The organism is Microbacterium sp. ZW T6_19 (genome assembly GCF_044987465.1).
GTDB classification, from domain to species: domain Bacteria; phylum Actinomycetota; class Actinomycetes; order Actinomycetales; family Microbacteriaceae; genus Microbacterium; species Microbacterium natoriense_A.
Genome location: NZ_JBJDRH010000011.1, coordinates 50,630 through 76,709 on the forward strand (window position 1 = coordinate 50,630; position 26,080 = coordinate 76,709).

Consider the following 26,080-nt stretch of genomic DNA (forward strand, 5'->3'; position numbering starts at 1 on the left):
CCCTTCGGAAGTGCGCCGTGACAACGCAGTCACCAGCAAAGGAGACACCCATGACAGGGCAGTCATACGGCGGGTTCACCCCCACCGGCACCATCGCGACAGCGGCCGATCGCCGCCGCGTCGTCTTCGCTACCGTCGTCGGCACCACGGTCGAGTGGTACGACTTCTTCATCTACGCCACGGCCGTCGGCCTGGTCTTCGGACAGCTGTTCTTCGAACCGCTCGGCGCGAACAGCGGGTTGATCGCCTTCGCGACGGTCGGCGTGAGCTTCCTGTTCCGTCCGCTCGGCGCGTTCCTCGCCGGTCATTTCGGCGACAAGCTCGGGCGCAAGACCGTGCTCATGTGGACCCTGATCCTGATGGGAGCGGCGACCGCCTTGATCGGTGTCCTTCCGACGTATCAGACGATCGGCATCACGGCCCCTGTTCTGCTCGTGCTGCTGCGCATACTGCAGGGCATCTCCGCAGGAGGGGAGTGGGGCGGAGCCGTGCTGATGGCGGTCGAGCACGCGCCCAAGACCCGGCGAGGAGTGTTCGGCGCATCGCCGCAGATCGGTGTGCCGCTCGGCCTGCTGCTGGCGTCGGGCGTGATGGCGCTGATGACGATCGTCGCCCCGGGCGACCAGTTCATGGCCTGGGGGTGGCGCGTACCGTTCCTGCTCAGCGTCGTGCTGATCCTGGTCGGCTACTACGTGCGCCGCAAGGTCGAGGAGAGCCCGGTGTTCCAGGAGCTGGCGGAGCGCAAGGAGAAGGCGAGGATGCCGATCGTGCAGCTCTTCGCCAAGCACTCGCTTCTCGTGATCATCGCCGCTCTCGTGTTCGCGGGCAACAACGCCGTGGGCTATATGACCACCGGCGGCTACATCCAGGGGTATGCGACGAACCCGGAGGGCCCGATCGGCCTCCAGCCGGGACCCGTGCTGTGGGCCGTCGCCGGATCGGCCGTGACCTGGCTGATCTCGACGCTCTTCGCGGGGTGGATCTCCGATCGGATCGGACGCCGCACGACGTACATCATCGGCTGGATCCTTCAGCTGATCGGCGTGTTCGCGCTCTTCCCGCTCGTGAACACCGGCCAGATCGGTGCGCTGTTCGCGGGACTCGCCATCCTGACGGTCGGCCTCGGCTTCACGTACGGCCCGCAGGCGGCGCTGTACTCGGAACTGTTCCCGGCGAGCATCCGCTTCTCGGGTGTCTCGATCTCCTACGCGATCGGCGCGATCGCCGGAGGTGCGTTCGCACCCACGATCGCGACGGCGATCGTGCAGGCGACCGGCTCGACGCAGGCGGTCACGTGGTACCTGGCCGGTATGACGCTCGTCGGACTCGTCGCGACGCTGCTCCTGCGCGATCGCTCGGGAATTCCGCTGGGGCCCGACCACGAGGCCGAGCAGTCGGTGAGCCCGATCTACGGGGTCGCGAAGGCCTGATTCGATCGCGGTCGGCCCGGACGCGCACGGCGTGCGTGTCCGGGCCGGCGCTTTCGCGGAACGTGCGTTTTGTCGGAAGGTCTCACGCCTGTCGGATCGATCTGGCGCGACGTGCCGGGATCTCGCTCGCTGCGACCGACAAAGTCGAACGGATGACAGCATCCCCGACTACCGCCTGGTCTGATCAGCCTTCGAGCGCTTCGCGGATCGTGATCGCCGAGCGCTGCAGGCGCGCGGCGATCTCGGCGTCGTCGATCGCCGTCGCGACGTGCACGACGGCGATCGCGGCCGGCCGCTGGCCGCGAAGGGCGAGCGGCACCGCGACCGACTGCACGGTCGGTATGACCTCGTCGTGGCTCGTGGCGTAGCCCCGGGCTCGGGCGGCTTCGACCTCGGCGTGCAGGCCGGTTGCGGCATCCGACGGCCATTCCGCGACCCTCAACTGCATCAGGATCGCCTTCCCCGGGGCGCCCACCGTGATCGGATGCCGGGCTCCGGGCCGCTGGGCGACGCTCGCGACCGCGTGGCGCGGCTCGATGCTCGCGAGGGTGATGCAGTCGTCGCCGTCGAGAACGGCGAGGAAGCAGGTCATCCCGAGTTCGTTCGCGATGGCCGTGATCTCGGGGAGGGCCTCTGCCTGGAGATCGTGCGCGACTCCGGCGGCGAGGGCGGCCATGCGGGCGCCGAGCAGAACGGCGCCGGCGGTGTCCCGGCTGACGAGTCGATGATCCTCCAGCGTGCGCAGCAGCCGGTACGCGATCGAACGGTGCACACCCAGACGACCCGCGATCTCGTCGATCGTGAGCGGGGTGCGCGCATCCGCGAGCTCTTCGAGGATGCGGATGCCGCGGCTGAGCGTCTGCGAGGCGGGGTTCTTGGCTTCAGGCATGCGGGCTTCCTTGCGCTCGGCGGCGACGCTCTCTAAGCTGTGTTCAATAGTAGAACAGTCTGTTCGAATATAGAACAGAACGTTCGGCGGTGCAAGACCTCGACAGTGACGTCCGGAAGGAATCGACGACGATGCAGTTCCACCACCACGGTTATGTCTCGGGTGATCCCCGTGTGCTTCCTGCCGGCGTCTCCGATCGCCCCGTCGATCTTTCCGATGAGGTCGACGTCCTCATCGTCGGATCCGGCCCGGCGGGCATGCTGCTCGCGGCCCAGATGTCGCGGTTCCCTGGCGTGACCACGCGCATCATCGAGAAGCGCGAGGGCCGACTCGTGCTGGGCCAGGCCGACGGCATCCAGCCTCGCAGCGTGGAGACCTTCCAGGCCTTCGGCTTCGCGGAGCGGATCATGGCCGAGGCCTACAACATCGGCTGGATGAACTTCTGGGGACCGAACCCCGAGAGGCCCGACGAGATCATCCGCACTGCGCGCACAGCCGACTACGCGTATGACATCTGCGAGTTTCCCCACCTCATCGTGAACCAGGCGCGCGTGCTCGACTACTTCGCCGAGGCGGCCGCCGACGGTCCAGGCCGCATCGTGCCCGACTACGGGGTGGAATTCCTCGGTCTCACGGTTCACGAAGAAGGGGAGTACCCGGTCGAGGTGGCCGTTCGTCAGAACGGGGCCGAGCGCATCGTCCACGCCAGGTACGTCGTGGGCTGCGACGGCGCACGCAGCGGCGTACGTCAGGCCATCGGCCGCACCCACGTCGGCGGCAGCGCCGCGCACGCGTGGGGTGTCATGGACGTGCTCGTGAACACCGACTTCCCGGACTGGCGCACGAAGTGCGCCATCAACTCGGAAGCGGGTAACATCCTGCACATCCCGCGCGAGGGCGGATACCTCAGCCGGATGTACATCGACCTCGGCGAGGTCGCGCAGGATGACGATCATCGGGTCAGGCAGACTCCCGTCGAGGAGATCATCCGCAAGGCGAACGCGATCCTGCATCCGTACTCGATCGACGTGAAGCAGGTCGCCTGGCACAGCGTGTACGAGGTCGGGCACCGCGTCACCGACGGCTTCGACGACGCGACGGGCACGGATCGGAACCCGCGCGTGTTCCTCACCGGCGACGCCTGCCACACGCACAGCGCCAAAGCAGGACAGGGCATGAACGTCTCGATGCAGGACGGCTTCAACCTCGGCTGGAAGCTGGGTTCGGTGCTGACGGGCCGGGCCGCCGAGTCGCTGCTGGCGACCTACGGAGCCGAGCGCCGCCCTGTCGCGCAGCAGCTCATCGACTTCGACCGCGAGTGGTCGAGCCTGATGGCGCGCAAGCCCGAGGAGATCTCGGACCCCAACGAACTCGCCACCTTCTATCTCGGGACCGCGGAGTTCCCGTCCGGGTTCATGACGCAGTACACCTCGTCGATGATCACCGGCACCGATGCGCACCAGGATCTCGCCGCGGGCTTCCCGCTGGGCAAGCGGTTCAAGTCGGCCGAGGTCGTGCGGGTCGGTGACGGCAACGTCATCCACCTCGGCCATCACGCCAGGGCCGACGGCCGCTGGCGCGTGTACGCATTCGGCGACCGTGACGGTTCGGCGCTGGAAGCCTGGGCGGATGCCGCGGCTGCGGTGTTCGACCGGTTCACGCCGGCCGATGGCGACGTCGACGCGGTGTTCGACGTCAAGGCCGTGTATCAGCGGCCGTTCGAGGAGCTCGAGGTCACGTCGGCCCCTGCGCTGTTCCAGCCGAAGACCGGGCCGCTGCGGCTCACCGACTGGGAGAAGGTGTACGCGGCCGGCCCGTCGAAATGGACCGAGACCGACATCTTCGAGGCTCGAGACCTGTCTCGCGACGGTGTGGTCGTCGTCGTGCGGCCAGACCAGTACGTCGCGGCGATCCTGCCGCTGGAGGACGTCGACGGACTGGCCGAGTTCCTCGGTGGTGCTTTCCTTCCCGCATCCTGACGGGCCCAGGCGACGGTCATGACAGATGTCATGGCGAAGACGTGACAGCATCCCGAGGCGGACCGAAGCCCACCTCGGGATGCTGGAGTCATGAAGACATCAGGTGCAGCATCCGCCGTGATCGAACTGATCGACGTGCGGCGCCATTTCGGTTCCGGAGACCGGCGGGTCCAGGCGGTCGACGGAGTGACGCTCCGCGTCGAGCGCGGCGAGGTCGTCGCCCTGCTCGGACCGAACGGCGCGGGGAAGACGACCACCCTCGACATGCTGCTCGGCCTCACCGCACCGAGCTCCGGCTCGGTCGCAGTGCTCGGAGGCCACCCCGATGCGGCCGCGAAGTCGGGATCCATCGCGGCGGTGCTCCAGACCGGCGGCCTGCTGGGTGACCTCACCGTGCGCGAGACCGTCGAACTCATCGCCTCCCTGCACGGACGGGCGGCCCTCAGCAGGGTGTCCGACGTCATGAGCCGCGCCGATCTCACGCACCTCGCCGCACGAAAGGTGTCGAAGTGCTCGGGCGGGGAGCAGCAGCGCGTCAAGTTCGCGCTCGCGATGGTGCCAGATCCCGACATCCTGGTCCTCGACGAGCCCACCGCCGGCATGGACGTCACCGCGCGTCGCCACTTCTGGGACGTGATGCGGGCCGACGCGGATGCCGGTCGCACGATCGTGTTCGCCACCCACTACCTCGAAGAGGCCGAGCAGTTCGCGCGGCGCACCGTGGTGATGCACCGCGGCACGATCGTCGCCGACGCAGCCACCGCGCGGCTTCGAGCGAATCTGGGCGAGCGCACGGTCGCGGCGACGCTGCCGTCTGGAGACCGCGACTCGATCGTCGCGCGCGTGGCGGCGATCACGGGGGTCATCGGCATCCGTCTCGACGCTGATCGGCTCAGTCTGCGGGCCGCCGACTCCGACACCGCGGCGCGCGCCCTTCTCGAGGCCGGCGCGCACGACCTCGAGATCGCCGCGCCCACTCTCGAAACCGCTTTCACCGCTCTCACGGAGGACTGACCGATGCTTCTCTCACCCACCATGCTGCGCATCGAGGCCGTGCGCCAGCTGCGCAACCCCTACACGCTCGCCTTCACGCTCGCGATGCCGATCGCGATGTACCTGCTGTTCGGCGCCACGTCGAGCTACGGCACGCTGTCGGCAGGGAACGGCAACGTCGCGTTCTACGTGATGACCTCGATGGCCGCGTACGGATGCGCAGTGGCCATGAGCTCACTGACATCCCTCGCGGCGACCGAGGCAAAGCAGGGCTGGGGGCGCCAGCTCGCGATGTCTCCGCTCACGACGACGGGCTACGCGCTCACCAAGCTGCTCACCGCCGTCGCCTACGCGGCGTTCTCCGTGCTCGGTGTGTTCATCGCCGGCATGCTGACCGGAGCCGAGGTCGACGACGCCTGGCGCTGGCTCGCGACGGCGGGGATCATCCTCGGGCTCGGACTGATCTACGGCCTGTGGGGCCTCGGCGTCGGCTTGTACTTCAACGGCGACTCCGCCACAGCCCTCGCATCGATCTCGATGACGTTCTTCGCGTTCTTCGGCAACGTGTTCATGCCGCTCGACGGACTCATGCTCGACATCGCGCGCTTCACTCCGCTGTATGGATTCGTGGCGCTGAGCAGATGGCCGCTCACGGAGGGGCATCTGACGACGGGTCAGACCGATCAGCCGTGGATGCTGGTGCTCAACGTCGTGGTGTGGGTCTCGCTGTTCTCCGTGCTCGTCATGGCGGGGGCGAAGCGGTCGCGTGCGCGTCAGTAGGTTGGACGCATGAGCTCTCATCGAGACGACGTCGCCAGGTTCGCCGCGGGCGGTGCGCCTCCGGCCGCCTGGGCGATGCCGGGCACACGAGCCGCATTCGTGAAGGATCCGTGGGCGCGGTTCGGGTGGCTGATGGCCGTGATCTGGCTGGTGTTCCTGGCGTACCCCGTCCTCGCTCTGATCGGCTCTGATGCGTCGACGGGGTGGGTCGTGGTCGGCTGGGTCGCCCTCGGAACCTTCGTCGTTCTGTACGTGGCCGGCTTCATGTACGGCATGCGGCACGGCCGGCTCGGGGGGCCGGTGGCACCCCGCCAGTGGGTCACCTTCGCGCTCCTGATCGTGTGCACGCTCGCATCCGTGCCGGCGGAGGGCGGATCGGCGCTGAGCTTCCTCCCCTTCATCATGTCCTTCGCGTCGTACGGGCTCACCCGCCTCTGGCACTGGATCACGGTGATCGCGTGCGTCACGGTGACCGCGCTGTGCGTGTTCCTGCTTCCCGGCGGCATGAACTATCTGTCGGTCCTCGCGATCGTCGCACTGCTGGGCACGGTGAACACGGTCTCGACCTGGCTGATCCTGCGTTCGTCCGAGGCCGACCGGCTCGGACTCGAACTGGCCACGAGCGAGGGGCGGGAGGCGGTCGCCCGCGACGTGCACGACCTGATCGGCCACTCGCTCACGGTCGTCGGGCTGAAAGCGCAGCTCGCGCGGCGTCTGATGGACACCGATCCTGAGCGTGCGAAGGCCGAACTCGCCGATATCGAGGCGCTCACGGCGGAGGCCATCGCCGGTGTGCGGTCCACGGTCGCGGGCGCGCGGGCCACGACGCTCGTCGAGCAGCTCGCGTCGAGCCGCGACGCCCTGCAGGCGGGGGAGGTCGCGCTCACGATCGAAGGGACGCCAGGCGCGCTGTCTGCGGCGCAGGCGCTCACCGCGGCCTGGATCCTGCGCGAAGCCACGACGAACACGCTGCGGCACGCCAGCGCAAGCCGTGTCGAGGTGCAGATCGCGCCGGGACGATTCGCGATGATCGACGACGGCCCAGGGCCGGGGACGCGCGAAGGCAACGGAATCCGTGGCATGCGGGAACGGGCGTCGGCGTCGGGGGCGTCGTTCGTCGTCGCCCCCGGAGAGTCCGGCGGCACCCGGGTGGAGGTGACATGGTGAGCGGCAGCATCCGCCTCGTCATCGCCGACGACCAGGCCCTCGTGCGCGGAGCGCTCGGCGCACTGCTCGATCTCGAGGCCGATCTCGAGGTGGTCGGCCTCGCCGCCGACGGCGCGCAGGCGCTGCGCCTCGTGGATGAGCTCGCCCCCGATGTCTGCCTGATGGACATCCAGATGCCCGGCCTCGAGGGCGTGGAGGCGACGCGCGCTCTCCGTGCGACGAATCCGGGCACGCGGGTGCTGATCGTCACGACGTTCGCGCGGCCGGGCTATCTGCGCTCTGCGCTCGACGCGGGCGCCAGCGGGTTCATCGTCAAGGACAGCCCGGCCGAGAAGCTGGCGGATGCCGTGCGCCGCGTGCACGCGGGCATGCGCGTGCTCGACCCGGCGCTCGCCGAGGAGAGCCTGTTCGACGGGGCGAACCCGCTCAGCGAACGCGAACGGCAGGTGCTGAGGCTGGCGGCGGACGGCCGATCGGCGGCGGCGATCGCGGCCGACGTGTTCCTCTCCGCAGGCACCGTGCGAAACCATCTGTCGGCCGCGATCGGCAAGACCGGTGCAGGCAACAGGGCTCAGGCGGTACGGATCGCCCTCGACAAGGGGTGGATCTGAGCGGTTCGCACGCTCGCGGCGGATCCGATGCGATGTCGGTGACACGGCGTACCCTGTCACCCAGGCGGGAGGCTCCCGCGATGGAGGTGCGCGAGATATGACGTGGAAGATCGAACTCATCTTCGTCCCGGTGACCGATGTCGACCGGGCGAAGGATTTCTACACGAAGATCGGGTTCAACCCCGATCACGACCAGACGCCGCAGGAGGGTCTGCGGTTCGTGCAGATGACCCCTCCCGGCTCGGCGTGCTCGATCGCGTTCGGAACGGGGCTCGACATCCCGCTCGAGCCGGGGCAGCAGAAGACGATCCAGGTGGTGGTGCCGAACGCCGATGAGGCGAAGGCGCAGCTCGAGGCGGTCGGCGTGGCGACGAAGGGCGTCGAAGATCTCGGCTGGGGCCGGTTCGTGTGGTTCGACGACCCCGACGGCAACACCTGGACTCTGCAAGAGCTGCCCGATTACGCGGCGGCGAACCAGCAGTCCTGAAGCGGTCAGGGCGGGGCGCCCGTGTCAGACGATGCGCGTGGCCCCGCCCGACACCTCGATGCCGCCCGTTTTCGGAATGTCGACGACGAGTTCGCTCGGGCGTCCGACGTGGGCGCCCTGGCGGATGCGGATCGTCTGTCCTGCGAGGCCGCGCTCGCGCAGATAGGCGCCTGTCGAGGCCGCCGCCGAGCCTGTCGCAGGGTCTTCGGTGATGCGCCCGACCGGGAACAGGTTGCGGGCTTCGTACTCCGAGGGGCTCGTCGCGTGCAGCACCGTCACCGTGCCCAGCCAGCCCTGTTCGCGCATCAATGCCGCCACTTCGGCGGGTGAGAATCGGAACTGGTGGAACAGCTCGCGATCGGCGAGGAAGACGATCGGATGCCAGTTGCCCGCGAACGCCTCCTGCACGGGAAAGCGCGAGTCGACGTCGGAGTGGGCGAGGCCCAGCAGTGCGAGCAGCCGGTCGCGCACCGCGGGGTCCAGATCGCGCACCTCGGGTTCGACGCTGGTGAACGACACAGTGAAGCCCCCGGCCGCATCGGCGGAGGATCGGAGGGCGACGGCGCCGGTGTTCGTGTCGAAGACCACGGTACCCGCGCCGTCGCGCTCGGCCAGAGCGATCGCCGTGGCGACCGTGGCATGACCGCAGAATGGCACCTCTGCGGCGGGCGACCAGTACCTCACTCGAAAGTGCTGCTCGCCGTCGGCCTCGCTGCGGCCGACGACGAACGCCGTCTCCGAGTAGCCGACCTCCGCCGCGATGCGCTGCATATCCGCGTCGTCGAGGCCAGAGGCCTCCAGCACCACTCCCGCTGGATTACCGCCGTACGGCGTCGCCGCGAACGCGCTGTAGCGCAGGACTTGTGGAGCATCCGACATGACCAGGAGCCTAACGGACGGCTTCAGGAGTTCACGCGGATGATCTCCTGCTGGTACGGGGCGATGACGTCGCCCGAGATGCGCAGGTCGAGCAGCAGGAACCGACGGGTCGCGGCATTCTCCTGCGCCCACTCACCGAGCCTGTCGAGATCAGCCAGAGTGCGCACGACGACGCCTTCGGCGCCCACGGCTGCACCGAACGCGGCGAAGTCGACCTCGGGGATGCGCATCGGGCCTTCGGCGAGACCCTTCAAGCCGTACAGGTTGACCTCGGCGCCGTAGGCGGCGTCGTTCCAGATCACCGCGATGCCGCGCCCCCCGGCCGCACGCACCGCGGACTCGAGGTCGGCGATCGCCATGAGGCCGCCGCCGTCGCCGCTGGTGAGGACGATGGTCGAGTCGCGCCGCGCGAGGGCGGCACCCACGACGCTAGGCCAGCCCTGACCGATCGACTGGAATGCGGTGCCGACCATCATCATGCGGTCGGGCGCAGCGACCGGCCAGTACATGTTCGCCCACCCGATGAAGTGCCCGCCGTCCGAGACGACGACCCGATCCTCCGGCAGCAGCTCGGCGATCCTTCGAGCGGCGGAGCGCGGGTCGAGGCGCCCGTCGGCGGCGAGGTCGTCACCGGTCTCGTAGGCGCGTGACCCGGCGACGTCGACCGTCTCCCGCCACGGCGACAGATGAGGGTTTCGGGCCCCGCGCGCGTCGGCAGCCTCAGCGAGCGAGGCACTGGTCCGGGCTTCTGAGTTTGCCGAAGGGCGGCCGAGCCGTTCGACGAGCGCTTCGGCCGCGACGCGCGCGTCGGCCCGCACGTATCCGCCCACGTGCGGATGCGTCGCCGTCGGCGCGGTGTCGATCTGGAACACGCGAGAGCCGGGCGCGAACAGCTCTCCGAAGCGCATCGTGAACTGGTTGAGCGAGGCGCCGAAGACGACGGCGACGTCAGCCTCGCGGATCAGCTCCATCGCGCCGTCGGCGCCGAAGCCGCCCGTCACGCCGAGGTCGTACCGGCTGTCGGGGAAGACTCCACGACCGAGCGCCGACGAGGCGGTCAGCGCGCCGGTGAGGGCCGCGAGTTCGCCCAGCGCCGAGCCGGCATCCGCGAGCCAGGCTCCGCGGCCGGCCAGGAGGAACGGGCGGGAGGCCCCGCGCAGCGCGGCGGCGATCTCGTCGAGCATTCCCTCGGCATACTCGCCGCGAGGTGCGAGCGGAGCGGGGATCCGCGGCGAAGGAGCCGAGGGCACGACGCCCGCCTCAAGGGCGGCGACGTCGTAGGGGATCGCCAGGACGACGGGAACCCGATAGGTGAGAGCGTGCTCGATCGCGATGACGGTCGTGGCGGCGGCGTCCGTTCGCCCGACCGTGTAGGTGCGGGCGCCGACGGCCGACGCCAGCGCGATCTGGTCGACGTCCCACGGGCGGGGGCCCGATGTCGGCTCGTCACCGACCACGAGCACGAGCGGCACGTGCGCCTGCACGGCCTCGGCGAGCGCGGTGATGGTGTTCGTGAAGCCCGCGCCGTAGGTCGAGGTGCCTGCGGCGATGCGCCCGGAGGCGCGGAAGTGCGCGTCAGCGGCGACGACGGCGCCCTGTTCATGGCGGACGGCGGTGAAGACCGCATCCGTCTGCTTCTCGATCGCGTCGAGGAAGTAGGCGTTCCCGTTGCCCATCACGCCGAAGACGGCGTCGATGTGCTGGGCGAGCGTGAGGGCGACGTGTGCGGAGACGGTGGGCATGCAGAAGCCTTTCGAGACAGGGACGGAGACGGTGCGGATTCCGTATGTGTCTCGCCCGCGCGACCGTGCGAGGGGCTTCGTGCCTCTTTTTCAGGCACCGGCCTGTGTGAAGACCGGACCTCAGCATCTTACCGCGGCGGGGCTTGTCGCGGGGCTGTCGCGGGGTCGTAACACCCGCGAAACCGCGACAGGGAAGCATGCGGACATGGAGCCGCTGTTCAACGGATACACCTCACGTCGAGTCACGGGGCGATCCGGGGCGCAGCCCTGGGACGAGATGTTCCGCACGCCGACGCCGGACCAAGCGGACGTGCGCACCCCGTATCGCGACCTGTTCCCGGCGCTCGCCGGCATGGACGGCGCCGAGCTTCGGGCACGGACGGATGCTCTGGCCAGTTCGTATCTCGCCCAGGGCGTCACTTTCGACTTCGCCGGCGAGGAGCGGCCGTTCCCGCTCGACGTGGTGCCACGGGTGATCGCCGCGGATGACTGGCGGTACGTCGAGTCAGGGGTGAAGCAGCGCGTCAGGGCGCTGGAGGCGTTCCTCGCCGATGTCTACGGCCCGCAGCTCGCGGTCCTCGACGGGATCATCCCGGCATCCCTGATCAGCTCGTCCTCGCACTTCCACCGTCAGGCCGCCGGGATCGTGGGAGCGAACGGAGTGCGCATCCACGTCGCCGGGATCGACGTCATCCGCGACGAGCGCGGCGACTGGCGCGTGCTCGAGGACAACGTCCGGGTGCCGAGCGGCGTGAGCTACGTGCTCGCGAACCGCCGGGTCATGGCGCAGACGCTCCCCGAACTGTTCACGAGCCTGCGCGTGCGGCCCGTGGTCGACTACCCGGGCCGCCTGCTGCAGGCGCTGCGCGCCGCAGCCCCCGACGGCGTGGGTGATCCGAACGTCGTCGTGCTCACCCCGGGGGTGCACAACTCGGCGTACTACGAGCACACTCTGCTCGCCCGCATGATGGGGGTCGAGCTGGTCGAAGGGCGAGACCTGTTCTGCTCGGGAGGGCGGGTCTGGATGCACACGACCGCGGGCCCCACCAAGGTCGACGTGATCTACCGGCGCGTCGACGACGAATTCCTCGATCCGCAGCACTTCCGCCCCGACTCCGTCCTCGGCGCTCCGGGGCTCATGCTCGCGTCGCGCCTCGGGAACGTCACGATCGCGAACGCCGTGGGCAACGGCGTGGCCGACGACAAGCTCGTCTACACCTACGTGCCCGAACTCATCCGCTACTACCTGGGCGAGGAGCCGATCCTCCCGAACGTCGACACCTGGCGATTGGAGGAGCCGGCTGCGCTGGAGGAGGTGCTCGACCGGCTCGACGAGCTCGTGATCAAGCCCGTGGACGGCTCCGGCGGCAAGGGCCTCGTGGTCGGGCCGGACGCCTCTCGCGAGACGCTCGAGTCTCTGCGCCGTGCGCTGCTGGCCGACCCTCGCGGCTGGATCGCACAGCCGGTCGTGCAGCTGTCGACCATCCCCACGCTCGTCGAAGACGGATTCCGGCCGCGGCACGTCGACCTCCGCCCGTTCGCTGTCAACGACGGCCAGGACATCTGGGTGCTCCCCGGCGGGCTGACGAGGGTCGCGCTTCCGGAAGGTCAGCTCGTGGTGAACTCCAGCCAGGGCGGCGGCTCCAAGGACACCTGGGTACTCGACCCGTCGTTGTTCACAGGCCCGGCGAGCACGATCGCCGCGGAGGAGGCCGCGGCCGACGAGGTCTCGCTCGCCACAGGGGCGATCGCGGTCGTCGCGCCGCCTCGGGAGGACCCGCACCCGCCGTTCCTCTCGTCGCCGCAAGACGAGGATCTCGAGGCCCGTCACCACCAGCAGCAACAACAGCAGCAGCAACAGCAGCAGGGTGGTGCATCATGCTGAGCCGCATCGCCGAGGCGCTGTTCTGGATCGGTCGCTACGTCGAGCGGGCCGACGGCACAGCGCGCATCCTCGATGTGCACCTGCAGCTCCTGCTCGAAGATCCGTGGGTCGACGAGGACACCGCCTGCCGCGCGCTGCTGTCGGTGATGGGCACGACGGCGGAGTCGGACGCGGCGCTCGGACGCGACGACGTCGTGCGGCTGCTCGCGCTCGACCGTGAGCACTCCGCCTCGATCGCGCATTCGATCGCCGCCGCGCGCGAGAACGCCCGGCGCGCCAGGGAGATCATCTCGACCGATCTGTGGGAGACGCTCAACGAGTCGAACGCGCGGATGCCACGACGCATCCCCTTCGACAAGACGCACCCGTTCTTCCGATGGGTGCGCGACCGTTCGGCGCTCGCTTTCGGCGTCGTCGACTCCTCGATGAGCCGCGACGAGGCGTGGCAGTTCTTCGTGCTCGGGCGCTCGATCGAGCGGGTGGACATGACGGCACGTCTGCTCGCGACTCGTTCGCTGACCGACGCCGCCGGTCCCAGCTGGACGACCCTGCTGCGCAGTTGCGGCGCGTACGAGGCGCATCTGCGCAGCCACCGCGCCATGCCGTCTGCGGCATCCGCTGTGGAGTTCCTGCTTGTCGACCGGCTGTTCCCGCGGTCGGTGCTCTCCAGCATCCTCCAGGCCGAGGAATGCCTCCGCGGCATCGATCCCGCGAGCGCCTTCGGTGCGCCGGACCGCGCGCATCGCGTGCTGGGACGGATGCGCTCAGAGCTGGAGTACCGGCCGATCGGAGACATCGTGCACGGCCTGTCGGAGAGCATGGAAGAGGTGCAGGTGGGCATGTCGATGGCGAGCGATGCGATCAGAGAGCGGTACTTCCCGTCGATCGCGATGCCGGTGTGGATCGGAGAGGCGCTGTGAGCCGGCTGCGGGTCGTGCACCGAACGGGATTCCGGTACGAGCGGCCGGCGACGGCCTCGTACAACGAGGCGCGGATGCTGCCGCACTCCCGGGAGGGGCAGTTCGTGCTGCAGGCGGCACTCGAGATCTCACCGCCGGCGACCCAGCACTCCTATGCCGACTTCTGGGACACCAGGGTGTCGACGTTCGAGGTGCTCACACCTCACGAGCTGCTCTCGGTGACGGCGACGAGCATCGTGGACGTGCGCCCGGTGCCGCAGACCACGACCGCGATCGACTGGGACGAGCTCGCCGCGCGGATCCCGCTCTCGCTGTCACTGGCCGAATGCGTCACGCAGACACCCGCGACCGCTCCGGACGAGGAGATGCGCGAACTCGCACTGCGCATCGAGGCGGAGGGCGGCGACGTCGACGACACCGCCTTCGAGATCTGCCGCGTCGTCGGCGAGGCGATGGAGTACCGAAGCGGTGTGACGGGGGTGAATTCGACGGCCCGGGATGCCTGGCCCGCGCGATCCGGCGTCTGCCAGGACATCGCTCATGTCGCGCTCGGAGTGCTCCGGGCTGCCGGCATCCCGGCCCGCTACGTCTCGGGTTACCTGCATCCCGACCCGACGGCGGCGATCGGTCAGCCGGTCATCGGGGAGTCGCACGCGTGGGTCGAGTGGTACTCGGGGGAGTGGCGCGGATACGACCCGACGAACCTCGTCGAGATCGGTGAATCGCACGTGTACGTCGGACACGGCCGCGACTACGGAGACGTCGCGCCGCTGCGCGGCGTGTACGCCGGGCCCAGCGCGTCGGAGCTGTTCGTCGAGGTCGAGGTCACCCGCCTCGACTGATCGGCGGACCCGGGCGTTTCCGCACTCGTCGATGCAGGAGAATAGGACGATGACGGATGCATCGAACGAGCGCGAGACGCTCACGTGGGACGGCTTCGGAACGGCGACGAGAGATCTCGCGCGCAGCATCCTGAGCAGTGGCTTCGAGCCCGAGGTCGTCGTGGCGATCGCCCGGGGCGGTCTGCTGCCTGCCGGCGCGATCGCCTACGGACTCGGCGCCAAGAACTGCGGCGCGATCAATGTCGAGTTCTATACGGGCATCGGCACCGTGCTCGATGCGCCCGAGGTGCTGCCTCCTGAGCTCGACATGGCATACCTCGACGGTCGCCGGGTGCTGCTCGTCGACGATGTCGCCGACTCGGGCAAGACGCTCGCGCTGGCCGTGCAGCTGCTGAAGGACAAGGGCGCCGATGTGCGCTCGGTCACGATCTACACGAAGCCCACGACGATCATCCAGCCCGACTACGCCTGGAAGGACACGGACCTCTGGATCAACTTCCCGTGGTCGTTCCAGGGCACTGTGCGCGAAGAAGACCTGGGGCTGCCGCCGACTGCGTGACCACTGTCGCCGCATCCTGATGCGCGTGAAAAGTCGGACTTCCACCCCGACACGGCGCCTCTGCGCGCTCGCGTGCGGCGTGTCGGCAGCGAACTCCGACTTTTCGCACAGGCGCGACGGTGGGTCCGGGGCGAGTGTCAGCCGCGCAGCAGCGCGCGCAGCGACTGGATCGTGTCGGCATCGGCCGGTGTCTTGTCGGGCCGGTAGCCCTTGACACGGGCGAAGCGCAGGGCGATGCCGCCGGGGTAGCGCGGCGAGCGCTGCACGCCGTCGATCGCGATCTCGACGACCAGGGCAGGCCGCAGGAAGACAGCGGATGCGGTGCGCCGCTCCTCGTGCTCGGGGAACGTCTCGGTCTGCCAGCGCAGCAACTCGTCGGTCAGGCCCTTGAACGTCTTGCCGACCATCACGAATCCGCCCGGCTCGACGAACTCTCCGTCGGCGTCGCGCGCGCCGAGGTGGAGGTTGGAGAGCCAGCCGCGGCGGCGGCCCGATCCCCACTCGGCGCCGAGCACGACCAGGTCGAACGTGAGCACGGGCTTGACCTTCACCCAGGACTTGCCCCGGCGGCCTGCAGCGTAGGGTGAGTCGACGCCCTTGACCACGACCCCCTCGTGTCCTGCGGCGAGGGCGTCGCGGGCGAGCCGCTCTGCGGCTGTCGCGTCGTCTGTCACGATGCCGGGCATGCGCCACTCTGAGGCGAACCGATCGAGTTCGGCGAGGCGCGTGGCCAGCGGCTCGTCGAGAAGATCGCGGCCGTCGACGTGCAGCACGTCGAAGAACCACGGACGCAGCACGAGCTCGCGCGATACATCGGCGCCGAACCGCGACATCGTCTCCTGGAACGGACGCGGGCCGCCGTCTTCATCGAGCGACAGCGTCTCGCCGTCGAGGATCACATCGTGCACCGGGAGCCCGCGCACGATCTCGACGATCTCCGGCACGCGATGGGTGACGTCGGCGAGGCTGCGCGTGAAGACGTGCACGTCGTCGCCGTGGCGGTGCACCTGGATGCGGGCGCCGTCGAGCTTGTACTCGACTGATGCAGGGCCCGTGATCTCGAGCGCGGCGCTCGCCGTGGCGGCGGTCGACGCCAGCATCGGCAGCACCGGACGGCCGACGACGAGCCCTACCGCCTCGAGCTCGTCCGCGCTTCCGGTGAGGGCGATCGCCGCCGTGACGCCGAGGTCGCCGGAGAGCATGGCGGCGCGGCGCACGGAAGCGATCGGGCGGTCGGCTGCGCGTGCGATCGCGTCGAGCAGCACTCCCGCGAGAGCGCCGGTGCGCAGCTCTCCGAGCATCGCCCGCATCACGAAGTCCCACTCGGCGGCGGTCGCCCTGCCCGCGAATCCGGTCAGGATCTCTGTGCGAGCGGCCGTCGAGCCCGTTCCGGATGCCGTGGCCAGCGCCTCGAAGAACTCGTCGACGTCGGCGACTGCGAGCGTGTCGTCGTCGGCCGGCGCGACCTCGAGAGCGCTGAGTCCGCGCCAGCCCACGCCGAGGCGGCCCTGGCGCGGAGCCGCGAGCAGGATGCCGACGAGCGGCAGGATCTCGTCGCCATCCGCTCTTTTCAGCAGCTGCGCGAGAGCGTCGATCTTCGCGAGTCGTGACGGCGTGGCCGCGACCTCGTCGGCCGTGGCGACCACCTCGGAGAGCCTCATGCACGCATTGTCCCACCGGCATCCGACATCCACCCGGGCAAGAGAAGGCCGAGCAGTCCGGCCGTCAGCGCCCGCGGAACTCGGGCCGTCGCTTCTCCTGGAACGCGGCGAAGCCCTCGCGGTAGTCGGAGGTGTCGCACAGAGCGGCTTGCGCAGCGTTCTCGATCGCGACGGAGTCCCAGAGGGAGAGCCGCTCGTCGCGGATCCGCGAGATCAGCTGCTTGCTCGCCAGGAAGGCGGCGGTGGCTCCGCGAGAGGCAGCGGATGCCGCATCCACCGTCGCCGGCACGACCTCGTCGTCGGGGAGCACCCGCGAGAACAGCCCCGCCTCCACCGCCTCCGTGCCGCTCATGAGCCGGCCGGTGTAGATGAGATCGAGGGTCTTGTGGGCGCCGAGCCGGTCGAGGAAGAACGCGTGCCCGCCCGAATCGAGCGTCGCGCCCAGTGCAGCGAAGGGCGATCCGATCTTGGCCGACTCCGCGACATAGACGACGTCTGTCGCGATCAGCAGCCCCAAACCGACACCGAGGCAGGCGCCGTGCGCGACCGCGAACGTCGGGGCGGGGAACCGCGACATCCTCTGCAGCAACGGGGTCACGAGCCCGCTGAGGAAGCCGATCACATCGTCATCGCGCGGATCCACTCCCGAGATGTCGCGGCCGGCGCAGAACGCGCGCCCTTCGCCGCGCAGCACGAGGGCGCGCACGCCCGATGCCTCCGCGTCGTCGTACGCGGCTGCGAGTTCGAGCAGAGCCTGCTCATCGAGCGCGTTGAGCTTCGCGGGGGCGTTCAGGACGACGGTGGCGACATCGTCCGCGATGGCGAGATCGATCAACGGTGCTCCTCAGACGTCGTAGTCGACCACGACGCGGTCGCTGGTGGGGTGGGACTGGCAGGTGAGCACGAAGCCGCGCGCGATCTCGTCGGGTTCGAGGGCGTAGTTCTCGGTCATCGTCACGCTGCCCTCGATCACCCGCGCACGGCAGGTGCCGCAGACTCCGCCCGCGCACGCGAACGGGGCGTCGGGGCGCACCCGCAGCGCGGCGTTCAGAACCGACTCGTGGGCGCCGACGGGGCTCTGCACCGTGGATGAGACACCGTCGAGCGTGATCTCGATCCTGACGGTCTTCTCGCCCTCTCGAACCTGCACGGGGCGAGCGGTTCTGAGCGGTTCTTCGCCGGTCGTGAAGAGCTCGAAGCGGATGTGCTCTCGGGCGACGCCGAGGTCGGCGAGCACGTCTCTGCAGACATCGACGAGCGCCAGCGGCCCGCACAGGAACCACTCGTCGACGTCGTCCGGGGGGATCAGCGTGCCGAAGATCAGCCGCAGTCTGTCCTCGTCCAGCCGACCCGACAGCACCGGCGCCGCGCGCTGCTCGCGGGAGAGGACGTGGTGCAGGGTGAGGCGCGTGGGGTAGCGGTCCTTCAGGTCGGCGAGCTCTTCGAGGAACATCACGTCGAGCGTCGACCGGTTCGTGTACAGCAGCGTGAACCGCGAGGTGTCGGACCGTCGCAGCACGGTCTGGGCCAGAGCCATCAGCGGCGTGATGCCGGATCCGGCGGCGACGCCGACGATGTGACGGTGGTCGAGGTCGTCGAGCACCGACGTGAACGTGCCCTGAGGGCTCATCACGTCAATCTCGAAACCCGGGTGCAGGCCCGTCTGCGCCCAGGTCGAGAACGCGCCGCCTTCGTCGCGCTTGACCGCGACGCTGAAGCTCGTGGCTTCGCCGTCTGCGCGATGCGCGGGTGGACTGCACAGCGAGTACGAGCGCCGTACCTCGACGCCCTCGAGATCGATGCGCAGCGCGACGTGCTGCCCGGGCAGATGGTCGTACTCGTCGGCGAGCTCGGGAGGCACCGTGAACGTCACCTCGATCGAGTCCTCCGTGAGCGGGCGCACCGCGGCGACCGTGAGCGTGTGGAAGCGAGCGCGGGAACGCGGCGCGCTCCTGGTCGGTTCGGGGAGCGGAGCGGATGCCGTGACCGAGGTGAACAGAGACATCTCAGTGCACCTTGAAATGGTCGAAGGGCTCGAGGCAGGCGCGGCACTCGAACAGAGCCTTGCAGGAGGTGGAGCCGAAGCGTGAGACCTCGCGGGTGTCGAGTGAGCCGCACCGAGGACACCGAACGCTGATCGCGAGACGGATGGGGCCGTTCGAAGAGCCGAGCGCTGCGCGCCCGGAAGGAGGCGCGATCCCGTACTCCTCGAGCTTGCGCTTGCCGGCATCCGACATCCAGTCCGTAGTCCACGCGGGGGAGAGCACCAACCGCACGTCGACATCGGCCCAACCCGCGGCGGTGAGCGCCAGCACGAGGTCGTCGCGGATGGTGTCCATCGCCGGACACCCGCTGTACGTCGGCGTGATCTCGACGCGGACGCGGTCCCCGCTCACCTCGAGGGCGCGCAGCACGCCGAGATCCTCGATCGTGAGCACGGGCACCTCAGGGTCGGCGACGGATGCGGCGATCCGCCAGGCATCCTCCTGTGTGAGTCCCTGAGCCCGGCGAAGGGTCACCATGTCGCCCCCGGATGCCGTCGGGCGAGCACCTGCATCTCCGCGAGGAGATGTCCGAAGGGCGTGGCGTGCGCGCCGCGCCGGCCGCCGGCCGATGAGGCCGCGACTGCGGGGATGTCGAGCTGCGCTTCGACGAACACGGTGTTCACGACGGCGTCGAACCCGGGTCGCAGTGTCGACGGCCGCGCCGCCGCATCGCCAAGACGCTCGATCAGTTCGTCGTCGCGGAACAGCTCGTCGACGTAAGGCCAGACGTCGGTCGTCGCCCGAATGATCCGGGCACGCGATTCCTCCGTACCTCCCGCGAGGCGCAGCATCCACTGCACCGCATGGTCGCGGTGGTAGTCGACCTCTTTGAGCGCCTTCTCCGCGACGGCGGAGAAGGTTCGATCGGTGCTCATCCGCAGCGCGGAGTACAGCTCGAACATGTAGGTCGAGACGACGAACTGCCGCGCGATGGTCTGCGCGAAGTCCCCGTTGGGCTGCTCCACGATCCAGGCGCTGCGGAACTCCGGCTCGTCGCGGAAGTAGGCGAGATCATCCTCCGTGCGTCCGTCGAAGGCACCCGCGTAGCGCAGCAGCGAACGGGCATGCCCCAGCAGATCGAGTGCGATGTTGGCCAGGGCGACGTCCTCTTCCAGCTCGGGCGCACGTGATATCCAGGCGCCGAGCTGCTGCGAGAGGATGAGCGCGTCATCGCCCAGCCGGAGGGCGTACTCGGCGACGTCGGCGGATGCCGGGATCTCGCCGGTTCCGGTCAGCTCGTCGCTGAGCTGCAGCTCGTCGACGGAGACGTCTCCGTGCACGTCACTGTTCACAGGTGCGGCACCCCCTCGGACGCGGTGTAGTACACCGCGTGACGGTAGTTCTTGCCCGCGGAGCTCTCGAAGTAGGCGCCCTTGGCGTCGGGATCGCTCGTGGTGATCGCGTCGGCGGGAGCGACCCAGATCGACACGCCTTCGCCGCGGCGCGTGTACAGATCGCGTGCGTTGCGGATCGCCATCTCGGCATCCGGCGCGTGCAGCGACCCCACGTGCACATGGCTGAGTCCACGGTTCGCGCGCACGAACACCTCCCACAGCGGCCACACTTCTTTCCGGGTCCCTGAGCCTGCCGAAGGGGCCGCACCCGGTGTCGCCATCACGCCACCGCCTTGGCAGCCTGCTTGTCGGCGTACGCGGCCGCGGCCTCGCGCACCCAGGCGCCGTCTTCATGCGCGGTGCGGCGCCGCTCGAGGCGCTCGGCGTTGCAGGGGCCGTTGCCGCGGAGCACCTCGAAGAATTCGTCCCAGTCGATCTCGCCCATGTCGTACCGTCCCGTCTCCTCGTTCCACCGCAGCTCGGGATCGGGAAGGGTCACGCCGAGGATCTCGGCCTGCGGCACGAGCATGCCGACGAAGCGCTGGCGCAGCTCATCGTTCGAGAATCGCTTGATCTTCCACTTCATCGACTGGGCGGAGTTCGGGGACTGGTCGTCGGGAGGGCCGAACATCGCGAGGCTCGGCCAGTACCAGCGGTTCACGGCATCCTGAGCCATCTGGCGCTGTTCGTCGGTGCCTTGCATGAGAGTGAGCAGGATCTCGAAACCCTGCCGCTGGTGGAACGACTCCTCCTTGCAGACGCGCACCATCGCCCGGCCGTAGGGGCCGTAGGAGGCGCGGCACAGCGGCACCTGGTTGCAGATCGCTGCGCCATCGACGAGCCAGCCGATCGCGCCCATGTCGGCCCATGTCGGGGTCGGATAGTTGAAGATCGAGGAGTACTTGGCACGACCGGTGATGAGCTGCTCCATCATCTCGTCGCGAGTGATGCCCAGAGTCTGCGCGGCGGAGTAGAGGTACAAGCCGTGACCGGCTTCGTCCTGCACCTTCGCCATCAGGATCGCTTTGCGCTTGAGGCTCGGAGCTCGGGTGATCCAGTTGCCCTCCGGCTGCATGCCGATGATCTCCGAGTGCGCGTGCTGGCTGATCTGGCGGATGAGCGTCTTGCGGTACGCGTCGGGCATCCAGTCACGCGGCTCGATCCGCTGCTCGTTCGCGACGAGCTCGTCGAACAGGCGCTCCTCTTCGCTGAGCTCGCCATCCACGAGAGACAGGTCTGCGGGGCTCGTCATCGTCGACTCCTCAACTCTCGATCTGTTTACTGACCGATCGTTAGGTAATTCTGACACGAGGGCTCGCGCCGTGCAAGGGCGGGAGGTCAGCGCGAGCGAGAGATCAGCTCGAGGAGCGCTCGACCGTAGGCCTCCGAAGGGTCGGGATGCTCGTACCGCAGCGTCTCGCCGGCGATCTCGACCACGACCTCGAACGCGTCGTCGAGACGGCTGAGGCGGCGGAACGTGCCCCGCAGGAGTTCGCGGAGCTGATCCTCTCGCGGCAGCCACACGGCATCGGCCAGAGTCACCGCGTCGAGCGCCCACTCGGTGGTGCCGTTGAAGGCGAGGTCGGTGCCGCTGGGCGTCTGGCGCGCCTCGATTGTCATCTCGCTGACCGTGAACACGTCGGCCTCGGCTTCGAGTTCGACGTCGTCGGGGAGGTCGAGCTGGAAACGGTCGCCCTCGGCGGGATGCCAGGCCAGCCCGGCGTCGCGAAGGGCGACGGCGAGTTCACGGGTGATCATGCGTCCACGCTAGACGACGGGCGACGTCATCGCCGTCGGAGCGTAGGGCGTTCGTCCCGATGTCGTCGGGGTGAGGCAGAGTGGGGGAATGACTTCCCAGCTTTCCCTCGACACCCGCGACGCAGCGCTCGCCGCGCTGCGCGAACTCGTCGGGCGCCCGGATGCCGTCTTCCACGACGGGCAGTACGAGGCGATCGAGGCTCTGGTCGAGCAGCGCCGACGCGCGCTCGTCGTGCAGCGGACGGGTTGGGGCAAGTCGGCGGTGTACTTCGTCGCGACACTGCTGTTGCGAAAGCAGGGCGCGGGCCCCACGGTGCTGGTCTCGCCTCTGCTCGCGCTGATGCGTGATCAGATCGCTGCCGCCGAACGGGCGGGCGTGCGCGCGGTCGCGATCAACTCGACCAACGCTCACGAGTGGTCAGACGTGCTCGCACAGCTCGACCGCGACGAGGTCGACGTGCTGCTGGTGTCGCCCGAGCGCCTCAACAACCCGTCGTTCCGCGAGGAGCAGCTGCCTGCGCTCGTGCGCCGCATCGGCATGCTCGTCGTCGACGAGGCGCACTGCATCAGCGACTGGGGTCATGACTTCCGCCCCGACTACCGGCGACTGCGCGACCTCATCGGGCAGATGCCCGCCGACGTCCCGGTGCTCGCAACGACCGCCACGGCGAACAGCCGCGTCGTCGCCGACGTGGCCGAGCAGCTCGGCGCGGCATCCGACGCCGACGTTCTCACGATCCGCGGCCCTCTCGCCCGCACGTCACTCCGGCTCGGTGTCCTCCGCTTGCCGGATTCGGCGAGCCGGCTCGCCTGGCTGCTCAGCCATCTCGATGACCTCCCGGGCTCGGGCATCATCTACACGCTCACCGTCGCAGCAGCGGTCGACACCGCGCGCCTGCTGCGCGAACGCGGACATGAGGTGCGCGCATACACGGGTCAGACCGATGCCGACGAGCGCGAAGAGTCGGAGGGCATGCTCAAGCGCAACGAGGTCAAGGCGCTCGTCGCGACCAGCGCTCTCGGCATGGGCTTCGACAAACCAGACCTCGGGTTCGTGCTGCATCTCGGGGCACCGTCATCGCCCGTCGCCTACTACCAGCAGGTGGGTCGTGCGGGGCGCGCGAGCGAGAGCGCCGACGTGCTGCTGCTGCCCGGCGTGGAAGACCGCGACATCTGGCACTACTTCGCGACCGCATCAATGCCGGATCGGGAGCGCGCGGAGCGCGTGATCGCCGCGCTCGGCGACCGCCCGGTGTCGACGCCGGCGCTCGAGGCGATGGTCGACATCCGCCGCACACCGCTCGAACTGCTGCTCAAGGTGCTCGACGTCGACGGTGCGGTCCGCCGAGTGCAGGGCGGCTGGGTCGCCACCGGCGAGCCGTGGATCTACGACGCCGAGCGCTACGAGCGCATCGCGGCCGAGCGCGTCGCCGAGCAGCAGAGCATGCTCGATTACGAGACGACCCGTGGATGCCGCATGGAGTTCTTGCAGCGCTCCCTCGACGACGACACGGCTGTGCCCTGCGGGCGATGCGACAACTGCGCCGGAGCCTGGTTCCCGCGCGACATCGACGAGACCTCGACCGTGAGCGCCGCTGAGTCGCTCGACCGTGTGGGCGTGCCGATCGAGCCTCGGCGCGCCTGGCCGACCGGCGCCGACCGCCTGGGTGCGCCGGTGAAGGGGCGCATCGCCGTGGACGAGCAGGCGACCGAGGGCCGCGCACTCGCACGGCTCACCGATCTCGGCTGGGGCGGCACGCTGCGCGAACTGTTCGGCGCGGGGGCGGCGGATGCCCGGGTGTCGCCTCAGCTTCTGGCCGGTTGCGTCCGGGTGCTCGCCGGTTGGGGGTGGGAGCGCAGGCCGGTCGCCGTCGTCGCGGTGCCGTCCCGCTCGCGGCCGCTGCTCGTCGATTCGCTCGCCCGCGGCATCGCAGAGATCGGCCGGCTGCCCTACCTCGGCGAGCTCGGACTCGTGGGCGGCGGGCCGACCGGGCAGCCCGGCGGCAACAGTGCTTTCCGCGTCGCGGGCCTGTGGGAGAGATTCACGGCCGAGGGCCTCGAGGTCCCGGCGGGCCCGGTGCTGCTGGTCGACGACCAGGCCGACAGCCGCTGGACTCTGACGATCGCAGCCCGCACGCTCAGGCGGGCTGGCGCCACCGACGTGCTGCCGTTCGTGCTCGCCTTCAGAGGGTGAGCCGCAGCATCCGCTCCTGAGCTTTCGCGGCCTGAATGAACTTCGGATTGGCCGTGGAACGGGCGGCGCCGTCATCCGTCCTGGGCGTCGCTTTGTCGGGAGCGACGCGTGAGGTCGCGGCGAGTCGTGCTCGAGACTCCCGACCGACCGGAGAACTCCCGACAAAGTGAACGGCGACCGCGACACGAGGCGACGGTCACCGCGCGACCGGCATTCCCTCAGCGCAGGTCGTACACCTGCTTGTACTTGCCCTCGCTGCGCGGCAGCGCGCCCGGTTCCTCGACCTGCACGTCGACGCTGGTGCCGATGTGCATCTTGATGCGTTGCTGGAGCACGGCCGCGGCAGCTTCGCACTCCTCGGCGCTCAACTGCGGGTGGCGCTCGATGCGCACCGTGAGCGTGTCGAGCCGGGCGACGTGGCGCAGCTCGAGCACGAAATGCGGTGTGAGCGTCTCGATGCCCATCACGAGCTCTTCGATCTGGGTGGGGAACAGGTTCACCCCGCGCAGGATGATCATGTCGTCGTTGCGTCCGGTGATCTTCTCGATCCGTCGCACGGCGGGGTACGTCGTGCCGGGAAGGAGCCGGGTGAGGTCGCGGGTTCGATAGCGGATGACAGGAAACGCCTCCTTCGTCAGCGAGGTGAACACGAGCTCGCCCAGTTCGCCGTCCGATACCGCCTCGCCCGTGTCGCCGTCGATGGTCTCCGGCAGGAAGTGGTCCTCCCAGATGTGCGGGCCGTCTTTCGTCAGCACGCTCTCGCTCGCGACGCCCGGGCCCATGACTTCGCTGAGGCCGTAGATGTCCACGGCGTCGAGGTTCAGGCGCCGCTCGATCTCCCGGCGCATCTCGTTCGTCCAGGGCTCTGCGCCGAGGACGGCGATCTTCAGCGATGTGGCGGCCGGATCCAGGCCCGCCTCTTCCAGGGCGTCTGCGATCGTGAGCAAGTAGCTGGGGGTGCACAGGATCGCGTCGGGCTGGAAGTCGTTGATCAGCTGCGCCTGGCGGGCCGTCTGTCCACCGGAGACGGGGATGACGGTGGCGCCGAGCCGCTCGATGCCGGCGTGCGCGCCGAGCCCGCCGGTGAAGAGGCCGTAGCCGTAGGCGTTGTGCACCTTCATGCCGGCGCGGATGCCGGCCGCATGCAGCGAGCGGGCGACCAGGTCGCCCCAGCGGTCGAGGTCGCCTGCGGTGTAGCCCACGACGGTCGGCCGTCCTGTGGTTCCGGACGAGGCGTGGATGCGGCGCACATCCGCCATGGGCACTGCGAACATGCCGAAGGGGTACGTCTCACGCAGGTCGGCCTTGGTCGTGAACGGCAGCCGGCTCACATCGTCGAGGGTGCGGATGTCGTCAGGATGCACGCCGTGCTCGTCGAACTTGCGGCGGTACAGCGGCACATTCTCGTAGGCGTGGTGCACGGTCCACTGCAGGCGCTGCAGCTGAAGCTCGGCGAGCGTCTCACGGGAGTGCAGCTCGAGCTCGGTTCCGATGTCCAGGCGCTCACCGATCATCGTCGACTCCTTCGTCGGGGGTTCACTCGGACTGCGGACGATTCGTGACGATTGAACGGCCGCGGAACTCTGCGACGGGGTCGCCGGTCTCGTCGGACACCGTGACGTCGTAGAGTCCGGTGCGCCCGCTCACGACGCGGCGAACCGCGGTGGCCGTCAGCGTCTGGCCTGCGCGCGTCGACTTCAGGAACGTGATGTCGGCGCCGGCCGCGACCGTCACCCGTTCGTCTTCGTTGCAGGCGATCGCGAACGCCGTGTCGGCGAGGGCGAACACGAGCCCGCCGTGCGTGATCGCGAACCCGTTCAACATGTCCTCCCGCACGGTCATCGACACGATCGCGCGCCCCGGTTCGTCGACTTCGACGACCATGCCGAGCATGGCCGAGGCGCTGTCACGCTGCATCATCGGCC

At 69.1% G+C, this 26,080-nt stretch carries 25 protein-coding genes; 12 read left to right on the forward strand and 13 right to left on the reverse strand.

Annotation, left to right across the window (positions count from 1 at the left end):
* The first annotated feature begins 50 nt into the window (after positions 1–50).
* Positions 51–1,430, forward strand: coding sequence for an MFS transporter (locus ACI3KT_RS15615; RefSeq protein WP_404905451.1), 1,380 nt, complete (start codon positions 51–53; stop codon positions 1,428–1,430).
* 184 nt (positions 1,431–1,614) lie between these two features.
* Here the strand turns inward: ACI3KT_RS15615 and ACI3KT_RS15620 are convergent, their stop codons facing one another.
* Positions 1,615–2,319 carry an IclR family transcriptional regulator gene (locus tag ACI3KT_RS15620; RefSeq protein WP_404905453.1) on the reverse strand — a complete coding sequence of 235 codons (705 nt, stop codon included), beginning with the start codon at positions 2,317–2,319 and terminating at the stop codon, positions 1,615–1,617.
* Positions 2,320–2,450: 131 nt separating this feature from the next.
* Between ACI3KT_RS15620 and ACI3KT_RS15625 the strand changes: the two genes are divergently transcribed.
* The 6 genes from ACI3KT_RS15625 (at position 2,451) to ACI3KT_RS15650 (ending at position 8,336) form a co-directional block, all read left to right on the forward strand.
* Complete coding sequence (locus ACI3KT_RS15625; RefSeq protein WP_404905455.1) at positions 2,451–4,298, forward strand: FAD-dependent monooxygenase; 1,848 nt, start codon at positions 2,451–2,453, stop codon at positions 4,296–4,298.
* Between the two features lie 90 nt (positions 4,299–4,388).
* Positions 4,389–5,312 carry an ABC transporter ATP-binding protein gene (locus tag ACI3KT_RS15630; RefSeq protein WP_404905457.1) on the forward strand — a complete coding sequence of 308 codons (924 nt, stop codon included), beginning with the start codon at positions 4,389–4,391 and terminating at the stop codon, positions 5,310–5,312.
* Between the two features lie 3 nt (positions 5,313–5,315).
* The gene (locus tag ACI3KT_RS15635; RefSeq protein ID WP_404905459.1) at positions 5,316–6,071 is read left to right on the forward strand and encodes an ABC transporter permease; all 756 of its coding nucleotides are present in this window, start codon (positions 5,316–5,318) and stop codon (positions 6,069–6,071) included.
* A 9-nt stretch (positions 6,072–6,080) separates the two neighbouring features.
* Positions 6,081–7,238, forward strand: coding sequence for a sensor histidine kinase (locus ACI3KT_RS15640; RefSeq protein WP_404905461.1), 1,158 nt, complete (start codon positions 6,081–6,083; stop codon positions 7,236–7,238).
* Positions 7,232–7,849, forward strand: a complete 618-nt coding sequence (locus ACI3KT_RS15645) for a response regulator transcription factor (RefSeq protein WP_307295384.1) — start codon at positions 7,232–7,234, stop codon at positions 7,847–7,849. Before ACI3KT_RS15640 ends, ACI3KT_RS15645 begins: the two co-directional genes overlap by 7 nt.
* A gap of 97 nt (positions 7,850–7,946) precedes the next feature.
* Positions 7,947–8,336 (forward strand): VOC family protein, encoded by a 390-nt coding sequence (locus ACI3KT_RS15650; protein ID WP_292906466.1) that lies wholly within the window; start codon positions 7,947–7,949, stop codon positions 8,334–8,336.
* 24 nt (positions 8,337–8,360) lie between these two features.
* Here ACI3KT_RS15650 and ACI3KT_RS15655 read toward each other — a convergent pair whose 3' ends face one another.
* Positions 8,361–9,215, reverse strand: coding sequence for a PhzF family phenazine biosynthesis protein (locus ACI3KT_RS15655; RefSeq protein ID WP_404905463.1), 855 nt, complete (start codon positions 9,213–9,215; stop codon positions 8,361–8,363).
* Between the two features lie 23 nt (positions 9,216–9,238).
* Positions 9,239–10,957, reverse strand: coding sequence for a thiamine pyrophosphate-binding protein (locus ACI3KT_RS15660; RefSeq protein ID WP_404905465.1), 1,719 nt, complete (start codon positions 10,955–10,957; stop codon positions 9,239–9,241).
* Positions 10,958–11,162: 205 nt separating this feature from the next.
* Between ACI3KT_RS15660 and ACI3KT_RS15665 the strand changes: the two genes are divergently transcribed.
* The 4 genes from ACI3KT_RS15665 to ACI3KT_RS15680 are packed head-to-tail and all read left to right on the forward strand — an operon-like array spanning position 11,163 to position 15,163.
* A complete protein-coding gene (locus ACI3KT_RS15665) occupies positions 11,163–12,842 on the forward strand; it encodes a circularly permuted type 2 ATP-grasp protein (RefSeq protein WP_404905467.1) in 1,680 nt (559 codons plus the stop codon).
* On the forward strand, positions 12,836–13,762 hold the full coding sequence (locus ACI3KT_RS15670; RefSeq protein ID WP_292906474.1) for an alpha-E domain-containing protein: 927 nt from the start codon (positions 12,836–12,838) through the stop codon (positions 13,760–13,762). The genes ACI3KT_RS15665 and ACI3KT_RS15670 overlap by 7 nt, the downstream gene beginning before the upstream one ends.
* The gene (locus tag ACI3KT_RS15675) at positions 13,759–14,604 is read left to right on the forward strand and encodes a transglutaminase family protein (RefSeq protein WP_292906475.1); all 846 of its coding nucleotides are present in this window, start codon (positions 13,759–13,761) and stop codon (positions 14,602–14,604) included. The genes ACI3KT_RS15670 and ACI3KT_RS15675 overlap by 4 nt, the downstream gene beginning before the upstream one ends.
* A 49-nt stretch (positions 14,605–14,653) precedes the next feature.
* Positions 14,654–15,163, forward strand: a complete 510-nt coding sequence (locus ACI3KT_RS15680; RefSeq protein ID WP_045258041.1) for a phosphoribosyltransferase — start codon at positions 14,654–14,656, stop codon at positions 15,161–15,163.
* A 137-nt stretch (positions 15,164–15,300) separates the two neighbouring features.
* Here ACI3KT_RS15680 and ACI3KT_RS15685 read toward each other — a convergent pair whose 3' ends face one another.
* From ACI3KT_RS15685 to ACI3KT_RS15720, 8 genes are all read right to left on the reverse strand, one after another.
* Complete coding sequence (locus tag ACI3KT_RS15685) at positions 15,301–16,824, reverse strand: ATP-dependent DNA ligase (RefSeq protein ID WP_404905469.1); 1,524 nt, start codon at positions 16,822–16,824, stop codon at positions 15,301–15,303.
* A gap of 64 nt (positions 16,825–16,888) precedes the next feature.
* A complete protein-coding gene (locus tag ACI3KT_RS15690) occupies positions 16,889–17,659 on the reverse strand; it encodes an enoyl-CoA hydratase/isomerase family protein (protein WP_404905471.1) in 771 nt (256 codons plus the stop codon).
* A gap of 9 nt (positions 17,660–17,668) precedes the next feature.
* Positions 17,669–18,829, reverse strand: coding sequence for a 1,2-phenylacetyl-CoA epoxidase subunit PaaE (gene paaE / locus ACI3KT_RS15695; RefSeq protein ID WP_404905473.1), 1,161 nt, complete (start codon positions 18,827–18,829; stop codon positions 17,669–17,671).
* Position 18,830: 1 nt separating this feature from the next.
* Positions 18,831–19,346 carry a 1,2-phenylacetyl-CoA epoxidase subunit PaaD gene (gene paaD, locus ACI3KT_RS15700; RefSeq protein WP_404905475.1) on the reverse strand — a complete coding sequence of 172 codons (516 nt, stop codon included), beginning with the start codon at positions 19,344–19,346 and terminating at the stop codon, positions 18,831–18,833.
* Positions 19,340–20,161 (reverse strand): 1,2-phenylacetyl-CoA epoxidase subunit PaaC, encoded by an 822-nt coding sequence (gene paaC / locus ACI3KT_RS15705; protein WP_292906483.1) that lies wholly within the window; start codon positions 20,159–20,161, stop codon positions 19,340–19,342. Before paaC ends, paaD begins: the two co-directional genes overlap by 7 nt.
* Positions 20,158–20,484, reverse strand: a complete 327-nt coding sequence (gene paaB / locus ACI3KT_RS15710; protein ID WP_292906485.1) for a 1,2-phenylacetyl-CoA epoxidase subunit PaaB — start codon at positions 20,482–20,484, stop codon at positions 20,158–20,160. The genes paaC and paaB overlap by 4 nt, the downstream gene beginning before the upstream one ends.
* Positions 20,484–21,455 carry a 1,2-phenylacetyl-CoA epoxidase subunit PaaA gene (paaA, locus tag ACI3KT_RS15715; RefSeq protein WP_404905477.1) on the reverse strand — a complete coding sequence of 324 codons (972 nt, stop codon included), beginning with the start codon at positions 21,453–21,455 and terminating at the stop codon, positions 20,484–20,486. The genes paaB and paaA overlap by 1 nt, the downstream gene beginning before the upstream one ends.
* An 86-nt stretch (positions 21,456–21,541) precedes the next feature.
* Positions 21,542–21,961 (reverse strand): pilus assembly protein CpaE, encoded by a 420-nt coding sequence (locus ACI3KT_RS15720; RefSeq protein WP_404905480.1) that lies wholly within the window; start codon positions 21,959–21,961, stop codon positions 21,542–21,544.
* A gap of 88 nt (positions 21,962–22,049) precedes the next feature.
* On the opposite strand from ACI3KT_RS15720, the gene ACI3KT_RS15725 reads away from it, so the two are divergent.
* Positions 22,050–24,155, forward strand: coding sequence for a RecQ family ATP-dependent DNA helicase (locus ACI3KT_RS15725; RefSeq protein ID WP_404905482.1), 2,106 nt, complete (start codon positions 22,050–22,052; stop codon positions 24,153–24,155).
* Positions 24,156–24,373: 218 nt separating this feature from the next.
* On the opposite strand, the gene paaK is transcribed toward ACI3KT_RS15725, so the two are convergent.
* Both paaK and paaI read right to left on the reverse strand, forming a co-directional pair.
* Positions 24,374–25,669: a phenylacetate--CoA ligase PaaK gene (paaK, locus tag ACI3KT_RS15730; protein WP_404905484.1), complete on the reverse strand. Its 1,296-nt coding sequence runs from the start codon at positions 25,667–25,669 to the stop codon at positions 24,374–24,376.
* A 22-nt stretch (positions 25,670–25,691) separates the two neighbouring features.
* A complete protein-coding gene (gene paaI / locus ACI3KT_RS15735) occupies positions 25,692–26,075 on the reverse strand; it encodes a hydroxyphenylacetyl-CoA thioesterase PaaI (RefSeq protein ID WP_404905486.1) in 384 nt (127 codons plus the stop codon).
* Positions 26,076–26,080 lie beyond the last annotated feature (5 nt).